This is a genomic window from Stenotrophomonas sp. SPM (assembly GCF_003105135.1).
Classification (GTDB): Bacteria; Pseudomonadota; Gammaproteobacteria; order Xanthomonadales; family Xanthomonadaceae; genus Stenotrophomonas.
Window position 1 is genome coordinate 1 of the sequence record NZ_QETL01000133.1, and the last position, 9,046, is coordinate 9,046.

Genomic DNA, 9,046 nt, shown 5'->3' on the forward strand with positions numbered 1-9,046 from the left:
CGGTCGCCGCATCCATGCGGCTCACGCCCCCTCAACCGGACCCTCCCCGCCTTCGACAGTTGGCCGCGATCTGTCAGAGCGGCGTGGATGGGATCGAAACCGGCTTCTGTAGAGTCGAGCCATGCTCGACTGCTTTACGTCCGGAAACGAAAACGCCCATCAAGGGTGGGCGTTCTGCTTTCAAATCAATAACCTGACCCGACTCAGGGCTTACAGCGGACCTCGGCCTGCAGCGCGCCGCGCCGCAGGCATTCACCGAACAGGCTGCCCTGCCGGCTCGGCAGGGACTGGATGTCCTGCAGCGGTTCCGCGCCCGCCGGGCACGTCCGCGCGGCCAGGGTGCGCAGGTCGCTCTCCAGCTGCGCGCGGTCGATCACATGGCAGCGATCAACCTGCAGCCGGTACTGCGCCGGACCGGTCCGGGCGCTGTGCAGCGCCGGGTCGCTCTGGCAGCCCGCCAGCAGGAGCACGCTCAGCGCCCCTGCGGCGGCGCGGGTCACGCCATGACCTTGGACTGTTCCAGCTCGACCTGCAGGGTGCTGGCCAGTTCGTCGCGGGAGACTTCGAACTGCTGCTCGCGCACCAGGTCCTTCACTGCCACGACGCCGCGGGCAAGCTCGTCCTCGCCGGCCAGGACCACGAAGCGGATGCCGGCCTTGGCCGCGTACTGGAACTGCTTGCCGATCTTCTTCGGCTCCATCTGCACTTCGGTGTTGATGCCACCGCTGCGCAGGCGGCGGGCGATGTCCAGCGACTGCGCCATGCCCTGCTCGTCCATCAGTGCCACCAGCGCCTGCACGCTGCTGGCTTCGATGCCGTCGATCAGACCGGCTTCGCGCAGCTGCCAGAACAGTCGCGACAGGCCGATGGAGATACCCACGCCCGGCAGCTTGGACTTGCTGTAGTGGCTGGCCAGGTCTTCGTAACGGCCGCCCGAGCAGATCGAACCGATCTGCGGGTGGTCAGTCAGCGTGGTCTCGTAGACGGTGCCGGTGTAGTAATCCAGGCCGCGGGCGATGGAGAAGTTCAGGCAGTAGGCGGTCTCCGGCACGCCCAGCGCCTGCACCAGCTGCAGCACTTCGCGCAGCTCGGCCACGCCGTTGCGCAGGGTTTCCGACGAGGCGCCACCGGCTTCAAGGGCGGCCAGCTGGGCCAGCGCGTCTTCATGGCCCTTCGAGCGCACTGCGACGAACGCCAGGATCTTCTCGACCTGCTCGCCCGGGATGTCGAAGCCCTCGCCCACCAGGGTTTCGCGCACGTAATCGGCGCCGCGCTTGTCCAGCTTGTCCACTTCGCGCAGCACGGCCAGCTGGCGGTCGCCTTCGGCCACGCCCAGGCTTTCGAAGAAACCGCGCATCAGCTTGCGGTTGTTCAGCTGGATGCTGAAATCACCGATGCGCAGCTCGGAGAACACGGCGTGGATGACGGCCAGCACTTCGGCGTCGTAACGCACGCTCAAGCTGTCCTTGCCGATCACGTCGATGTCGCACTGGTAGAACTCGCGGAAGCGGCCACGCTGGGCCCGCTCGCCGCGGTACACGCGCTGCATCTGGTAGCGGCGGAACGGGAAGGTCAGCTCGTGCTCGTGCTCGGCCACGTAGCGGGCCAGCGGCACGGTCAGGTCGAAACGCAGCGCCATCTCCGGCAGCGAACGGTCGCCCGATTCGGCGGCGTTGGCCAGTGCGCCGGTGGACTGCACGAAGTACACCTGGCGCTCGGTCTCGCCACCGGACTTGGTCAGCAGGACGTCGGACAGCTCGAACACGGGCGTTTCCACCGGCAGGAACCCGAAGCGCTCGTAGTTGCGGCGGATGACGTCCAGCATGCGCTGGAACGCAATCTGCTCGCGCGGCAACAGTTCAAGGGTGCCGGGCGGGGTACGGGGCTTGATCACGGGCGGAACTCCTGCAGGAACGGGAACGTGGGAGGGGGCGACATTCTACCGCCCCCCATGGCTCATGCCGCCGATCAGGGGCCATAAGGCCGCATGAAGTATCATAAAGCCCTCCCCCGCCCGTGATACGCCTCCGCACCATGTCCCGGCCTTCCGGCGCTCCGTCCGCCGCCCACGACGACGCTGCGCCGTCCTGCACTACCTTGGACTGCCTGCACTGCTCGGTCCGCCACCTGGCGGTCTGCTCGGCGCTGTCGCCCGATGAAGTTCAGGCACTGGAGCAGGTGACCGTCTCGCAGCAGGTGGGCCTTGGCAGCACCCTGGCCCGCACCGGCGAAGAACGCCAGCATGTCTATACATTGACCGCGGGTGCACTGCGTCTGGTGCGCACGCTGCCCGATGGCCGTCGCCAGATCAACGGGTTCGTGCTGCCGGGTGATTACCTCGGCCTGAGTGGCAGCGACCACCATCGCCACGATATTGAAGCCATCGCTGACAGCCGTGTCTGCCGCGTGGCCCTGCCGCAGATGAAGGCGCTGCGTGGCCGCTTCCCGCACCTGGAGCGCAAGCTGCTGCAGCGCGCCTGCCAGGAACTGGATGCCGCCCAGGACGCCGCGCTGGCGCTGGCCCGCCTGCAACCGGCGGAGAAGCTGGCTGACTTCCTGCTGCGCCTGGCCGCACGCGAGGCCAGGCTGGGCGGCGATGGCCTGCGCGTGTCGCTGCCGATGGGCCGCGGCGACATCGCCGACCATCTCGGCCTGACCATGGAAACGGTCAGCCGCACCTTCACCAAGCTGCGCCAGCAGGGCCTGATCGCCCTGCCTCATCTGAACGTGGTGGAGATCCTCGGCGAGGATGGGCTGCGCACGCTGGCGGGCGAGGGGCTGGCCTGACCGTCGCGCGGTCAGGGTGTTGCCGGCCAGCGGCCGGCACCACCCGCCTCACCGCAACAACACCTCGCGCAGCGCCGCGTAATCAGCGGCCAGCGGCTCGGCATGCGCCGGCCGCTGCAGCAGCGCGTCCAGTGCCGGCGGCACCGCCACGCTTTCACCGATCAACGGCTCCACCACCGCCTCGAACTTGGCCGGGTGCGCCGTTGACACCACCGCCCAGTCGCCCTTGGCGCCGCGCGCACGCAGGTCCTGCAGCACTTTCACCGCAGTGGCGGTGTGCGGGCAGAACAGCTCGCCCCTGCTGGCGTGCGCACTGGCGATGGTCGCGCGGATGGTCACGTCATCCACCGCGAATGCACGGAAGGCGGCACGCAGTTCGCCATCGTCATCGGCATACAGCCAGCGCAGGCGCTCGAAGTTGCTTGGCGCGCCCACATCCATTGCGTTGGCCACGGTTGCCACGCTGGCCTGCGGCTGGTAGTCGCCGCCATTGAAGTAGGCCGGCAGCACCGCATTGGCATTGGTGGCCAACACGATCTGGCCAATGGGCACGCCCAGTGCACGGGCCAGCACGGCCGCCATCGCATTGCCCAGATTGCCGGTCGGCACCACCAGGTTGAGGCGGCGCCGCGTGCGCGCGTGATGGGTCAGCGCCGCATGCGCGTAATAGCTCATCTGTGGCAGCAGCCGACCCAGACTGATGCTGTTGGCCGAACTGAGCGGCACCTGCGCCTGCAGGCCAGTGTCGGCCAGCGCCTGCTTGACCATCGCCTGGCAGTCATCGAACGAGCCGGCCACGCGCAGCGCCTGGATGTTATCGCCGAAGCAGCCGAGCTGGTGTGCTTGGCGCGGCGAAACACGGCCATCGGGATACAGCACCACCACGCGCACGCCTGGCTGGCCATGGAAGGCCGCCGCCACTGCGGCACCGGTATCGCCCGAAGTGGCCACGACAATCGTCAGGTCACGGTCCTTGCCCGCCTGCAGGCGCGACAACGTACCGGCAAGGAAGCGCGCGCCGATGTCCTTGAACGCGGCGGTCGGGCCATGGAACAGCTCCAGCACATGGTCGCCGTCGCGGCCCAGCGGACGCAGCGGCACCGGGAAATCGAAAGCCTCGCGGCAGATCTCCGGCAGTGCGTCCTGCAGCGGATCACCTTCGAAAAAACGCGCCAGCAGATCGGCAGCGGTCTCGGCGAGGGTGGCACCGGCGTGCAGTTCGCGCGGCGCGGGCAGCACGTCGGGCACATACAGGCCGCCATCCGGGGCCAGGCCGGCGGCGATGGCGGCACTCAGGCCAACAGCGGGCGCATGCCCTCGGGTCGAAACGAATTGCATGAGCTCGGTATCCAGCAAGGGGGAAGGATTCAGCACAGTCGCGCTCCAGCAGCGTCCAGCGGCGAGACCCAGGCTTCGCTGTCGACGCCTGCGGCGGCAAACGCCGCGCGCACGGGCGCAGCAGCGGCATGGGCCTGGTCGGCATCCTCAAACCAGGCAAACACACTCGGGCCAGCACCGGAAATGCCCGCACCCATCGCGTTGGCTGCCAATGCCGCATCGCGTGCAGCGTCGAAGCCGGCGATCAGTGCGGCGCGGCGCGGTTCCACCAGCACGTCGCGCAGGCCGGCACGCACCAGGGCCGCATCACTGCGATGGCAACCACTGAGCACCAGGGCAAGGTTGGCGCTCTGCGCGACGAATTCGCCCAGCGCATAGCTGCCCTGCAGTGCCGCGCGCGCGCTCCGGGTCTCCAGCACCGCGTGCGGATGCACCAGCAGGCTGTGCCAGCTGGCCGGCACCGGGATCGGCACCAGGCGTTCAGCCGTGCACAGCGCCAGTCCGCCCAGCAGCAGCGGCCCGACGTTGTCGCCGTGGCGCCCGCCGCTGGCCACTGCCTCGCCATCCAGCGCATGCGGATACAGCGCTTCGCGCGGCAGCGGTGCATCGAGCAGCGCGTTGGCGGCCACCAGCGCGGCCACGCACGAGGCGGCCGAACCGCCCATGCCCGAGCCGAACGGAATGCCCTTGTCGATCTCGACAGCGAAGCCATACGAAAGACCCAGGCCCTCGCGCAGCGAGATCAGCGCGGCCCCGGCCGTGTTGCCCGGCGCATCCCGCGGAAGCTCGACGGCGCTGCCGCGGATGGCGTCGATGCGCACGGTCGGCTCGTCGATGCGTCGCACCGTCACGGTATCGCCGATGCCGGCAATGGCATGGCCGAGAATGTCGAAGCCCACCGCCACGTTGGCCACGGACGCGGGTGCGAATGCGCGTGCAATCACAGCCGCGCTCCTTCGCCGGCGGCCACACGCAGCAGGTCGGCGAACACGCCGGCAGCGGTGACTTCCGGCCCGGCACCCGGGCCCTGCACCACCAGCGGGTTGTCGCAGTAACGACGGGTGCGGAACTGCACCACGTTGTCGGTCAGGCGCAGGTTGGCGAAGGTGTGGTGGGCCGGCAGTTCCTGCAGGCCCACTGATGCACCCTCCGCATCGAGCCGGGCGACATAGCGCAGTACCGCACCACGCGCCCGGGCCTCTTCGAGGCGCTGCAGCAGGCTGGCATCGGATTCACCCAGGCGGGCCATGAAGCCATCCACGCTGCCATCGCGCAGCAGCGCCGGCACCAGGCTTTCCACCTGCACCTGTTCCAGGCTGAGCGCGTGGCCGGCCTCACGGGCGAGGATCACCAGCTTGCGCGCCACGTCAACGCCGGACAGGTCATCGCGCGGGTCCGGCTCGGTGTAGCCCATCGAACGCGCCTGCGCCACCAGCTCGGAGAACGGCTGGCTGCCGTCGAAGCGGTTGAACAGCCAGGCCAGCGTGCCGGAGAAGATGCCCTCCACCGCCAGCACTTCATCGCCGGTATCGACCAGGTCGCGCAGCGTGGTGATCACCGGCAGGCCGGCGCCTACCGTGGCCTCGTAACGGAAGCGCGCGCCACTGGCGGCGGCAGCGGCATGGATGCGCTGGTAGCGCGACAGCGGACCCGATCCCGCCTGTTTGTTCGGAGTGACCACATGGATGCCGGCGGCCAGCCAGCCCTCGTAGCGCTCGGCCACTTCGGCGCTGCCACTGCAGTCGATCACCACCGCGTGCGGCAGGTGTGCGGCCAGCAGGTGTTCGGTGAAGGCGTCCAGGTTGCTGGTCTGGCCATCCTCGTGCAGCGCCTGCCGCCAGTCGGCGTGCAGGACATCGGCTTCCAGGCGCATGCGCGAACGCGAGGCCAGCGCACGCAGGCGCAGGTCGACATTGGCCTTGGCCAGCAGCTGCGGGCGCGCGGCCAGCAGCTGGTCCAGCAGCGCCGCACCGACATTGCCCGGCCCGATCACGCCCACCGCAAAAGTCTGCGGCGAGAGCCAGAAACCGGCATGTGCGGCACGCAGGGCGCGCGTTGCATCGGCGCTGGCCACGGCCACGGAGATGTTGCGCTCGGACGACCCCTGCGCGATCGCCAGGATGTTCACCTGTGCACGGCCCAGCGCCTCGAACAGGCGTGCGGCCACGCCGGGCTGGCCGGCCATGCCGTCACCCACGGCGGCCAGCACGCTGACGCCCTCGCCGACCTGCACGCGCTGCACTTGGCCCACCGCCAGTTCGTGGGCGAACGCATGCAGCAGGGCCTCGCGACCACGCGCAGCCTCGCCGGCCTTCACCACGCAGCAGATGGAGTGTTCGGAAGACCCCTGCGAGATCATCACCACCGACACCTGCGCCTGGCGCAGGGCCGAGAACACGCGTTCGGCGGTGCCCGGCACGCCCATCAGTCCGGTGCCTTCCAGGTTCAGCAGAGCCAGGTCGGGGCTCAGGGTCAGGCCCTTCACTGGCCCGCGCGGCGAGCGTTCGGCACTGATGCGCGTGCCCGGGTGCACCGGATGGAAGGTGTTGCGGATGAAGATCGGCAGGCCCAGGCGGATGGCCGGCGACATCGTCTGCGGATGCACGACCTTGGCGCCGAAATAGGCCAGCTCACAGGCTTCGTCGTAGCTGAGCGCCTCCAGCTGCACGGCCTCCGGCACCAGCCGCGGATCGGCCGACAGCACGCCATCGACGTCGGTCCAGATGTGCAGCTCATCGGCGTTGAACAGCGCTGCGAAGATCGCGCCGGAGTAGTCGCTGCCGTTGCGGCCCAGCGTGGTGATGCGGTCTTCGCGATCGCGGGCGACGAAACCGGTGGCGACCACGCGCGACTGCGGGTGCTGCAGGCGCCATTTCGCCAGGCGGTCGGCGCTGGCCTCCCAGTCCACGTCCACGCCCAGTTCGCCATGGCCGACGACCAGGACATCACGTGCGTCCAGCACCGCGCACTCCTCGCCGAGTGCCTGCAGGTGCACGCCCAGCAGCTGCGCCGAGAACACTTCGCCAAGCCCCTGCACGCGGTCCAGCACCTCGCGCGGCAGCTCACCGATCACCGCCAGCGCGCCGAGCACTTTGGCCAGGTGGTCGAAGCGCACGTCGATCCACTCCACGGTCTCGCCCACCTGCTCGCCGAGCAGAGCCACGGCCGCGCCGCGATGGCGTGCACGCAGGGCATGCCAGGCCTCGCGCCAGCCTGCATCGCCGCGTGCCGCCAGCTGGGCCAGCTCGATCAGCGCATCGGTGACGCCCTTCATCGCCGATACGACAGTGACCTGCAGCGGCTCGGGACGGGCCAGCAGCAGGCCGGCCACATGGCGGTAGCGTTCGGCGTTGGCCACCGAGGTGCCGCCGAACTTGTGCACGACGGTGGACGGTGCGGCCAGGCTGGCCGGTGCAGCGGGATGGGCGGGGGCGTGGAAAGACATGCAGACCTCGGTAGGAGGCCCCGTCACATGCAGGTGGTGGGTTTCCCCGTCACCTGGATGGTGCGGGGCCGTTGTTTTCGGGAGTTACACGAAGACGACGGGCCGCACCAGGGCAGTGGTGGCGGTGGTGGTAATAATGGTGGTGATGGCGACCGGCGCAGTCGACCCGCCCGCGGTAGCGGGGGCAATCAGGCTGGCGAGGGCGGCATCGAAGACCATGGCGCACAGAAAACACCGTGCGCCGGGGGCCTGTCAAGTGCTGCGATGCAAAAATATTTTGTTTCGATCATCGCCCAACGTGCAGCCATTTGGTTGCAACTGAGACAAACCGGGCATCAGAGCGCTTGAGGCCAGCAATCAGCCGGCATGTTCGGCGATCGCACGCGGAGCGCGGTGCGCGTGGGCACACAGCAGCACGCCTGCCACCAGGAACACGATCGCCAGCGCCTCCAGCAGGGTCGGCCAGCGCCACTGCCAGGCGAAGGCGTAGAGCAGCGCGAACAGGGTTTCGAACACGATCATCTGCCCGGTCAGGGTCAACGGCAACAGGCGGCTGGCACGGTTCCAGAACGCGTTGCCGATGATCGAGGCGATGACCGCGACGCCGGCACTGATCAGCCAGAACAGGCTCCAATGCGCGGGGGTGTGGCCGGCGGTGTGGCCGGCGGTCTGGCCGATGAAGGCCATTGGCACCAGCAAGAGCGACAGGCCGCCGGTGGTGACCCCGGTCAGCAGCGACCAGTCATGGCTGGACAGATCGGCACGCCGGGCCAGCCAGCGGCTGTTGCCCACCGAGTACAGCGCCCAGGAAAACAGCGCACCAAAGGCGCAGACCAGGCCGATCAGGCGCTGCCGCCACGGCGTGCCCAGATGCTCGGACATCAGCGATTCCCAGCCCACCAGGGCCACGCCCAGCACGCACAGCCCCAGCGCGGGCAACAGTTGTTTCAACGGCACCGCACCCTTTTCGCGCACGCCGACCAGGGTCACTACCACCGGGATCAGGCCGACGATGAGCGAGGCCGCCGCGCCACCGGCCCACTGCACGGCCGTGGCCAGCAGCAGGAAATACACCAGGTTGCCGGCCAGGCTGAGCCACAGCAGGCCCATCCATTCCGCACGACCCAGCTGCGGCGCCAAACGCGTCCAGCGCGGCAACAGCAGGATCACCGCGATCAGTCCGTAGACCAGATAGCGGCCGGCGGACAGTTGCAGTGCGTTGAAGGAATGCAGCACGGCAGGCGCGAGGAAGACCACGCCCCACAGCGCGCCAGCGGCAACGCCATTGGCGATGCCCAGGGCCATCGGGTTGTTGCGCATAGCAGGTTCTTCGGGGGGAGAGAACAGGCCGCGCAGTGTAGGGGGCGATGGACGCGGCGTCTTGACCGAGGCTACTGCCCTGGCCCGGCACTTCCTACGTGTAGAGCCGAGCCCATGCTCGGCTCCTTGTAACCACGACGGCAAAAGTCAGCCGAG

8 protein-coding genes are annotated in these 9,046 nt (G+C 68.8%); 1 reads left to right on the forward strand and 7 read right to left on the reverse strand.

All coding sequences use genetic code 11. From position 1 onward, the window contains the following. Nucleotides 1-203: 203 nt before the first annotated feature. Entirely contained in the window at nt 204-500 is a 297-nt protein-coding gene (locus tag DCO49_RS18235) for a hypothetical protein (RefSeq protein ID WP_116865202.1), read from the reverse strand. Next, a complete protein-coding gene (hisS, locus tag DCO49_RS18240; protein ID WP_116865203.1) occupies nt 497-1,894 on the reverse strand; it encodes a histidine--tRNA ligase in 1,398 nt (465 codons plus the stop codon). Before hisS ends, DCO49_RS18235 begins: the two co-directional genes overlap by 4 nt. Nucleotides 1,895-2,034: 140 nt before the next feature. On the opposite strand from hisS, the gene DCO49_RS18245 reads away from it, so the two are divergent. Continuing rightward, complete coding sequence (locus tag DCO49_RS18245) at nt 2,035-2,787, forward strand: helix-turn-helix domain-containing protein (RefSeq protein WP_116865207.1); 753 nt, start codon at nt 2,035-2,037, stop codon at nt 2,785-2,787. Nucleotides 2,788-2,835: 48 nt separating this feature from the next. On the opposite strand, the gene thrC is transcribed toward DCO49_RS18245, so the two are convergent. From thrC to DCO49_RS18265, 5 genes are all read right to left on the reverse strand, one after another. Then, nucleotides 2,836-4,125, reverse strand: coding sequence for a threonine synthase (thrC, locus tag DCO49_RS18250; RefSeq protein ID WP_116865208.1), 1,290 nt, complete (start codon nt 4,123-4,125; stop codon nt 2,836-2,838). Nucleotides 4,126-4,154: 29 nt separating this feature from the next. Then, the gene (locus DCO49_RS18255) at nt 4,155-5,069 is read right to left on the reverse strand and encodes a homoserine kinase (RefSeq protein WP_116865204.1); all 915 of its coding nucleotides are present in this window, start codon (nt 5,067-5,069) and stop codon (nt 4,155-4,157) included. Beyond that, nucleotides 5,066-7,570, reverse strand: a complete 2,505-nt coding sequence (gene thrA, locus DCO49_RS18260; RefSeq protein ID WP_116865205.1) for a bifunctional aspartate kinase/homoserine dehydrogenase I — start codon at nt 7,568-7,570, stop codon at nt 5,066-5,068. The genes DCO49_RS18255 and thrA overlap by 4 nt, the downstream gene beginning before the upstream one ends. Before the next feature lie 84 nt (nt 7,571-7,654). Further along, nucleotides 7,655-7,789: a hypothetical protein gene (locus tag DCO49_RS20670; RefSeq protein WP_256643655.1), complete on the reverse strand. Its 135-nt coding sequence runs from the start codon at nt 7,787-7,789 to the stop codon at nt 7,655-7,657. Nucleotides 7,790-7,927: 138 nt separating this feature from the next. Continuing rightward, nucleotides 7,928-8,890: a DMT family transporter gene (locus tag DCO49_RS18265; RefSeq protein ID WP_116865206.1), complete on the reverse strand. Its 963-nt coding sequence runs from the start codon at nt 8,888-8,890 to the stop codon at nt 7,928-7,930. Nucleotides 8,891-9,046 lie beyond the last annotated feature (156 nt).

Coding starts and splice junctions, on each gene's coding strand:
- DCO49_RS18245 (WP_116865207.1), top strand. CDS start 2,035: ATGTCCCGGCCTTCCGGCGCTCCGTCCGCCGCCCACGACGACGCTGCG.
- thrC (WP_116865208.1), bottom strand. CDS start 4,125: ATGCAATTCGTTTCGACCCGAGGGCATGCGCCCGCTGTTGGCCTGAGT.
- thrA (WP_116865205.1), bottom strand. CDS start 7,570: ATGTCTTTCCACGCCCCCGCCCATCCCGCTGCACCGGCCAGCCTGGCC.
- DCO49_RS20670 (WP_256643655.1), bottom strand. CDS start 7,789: ATGGTCTTCGATGCCGCCCTCGCCAGCCTGATTGCCCCCGCTACCGCG.
- DCO49_RS18265 (WP_116865206.1), bottom strand. CDS start 8,890: ATGCGCAACAACCCGATGGCCCTGGGCATCGCCAATGGCGTTGCCGCT.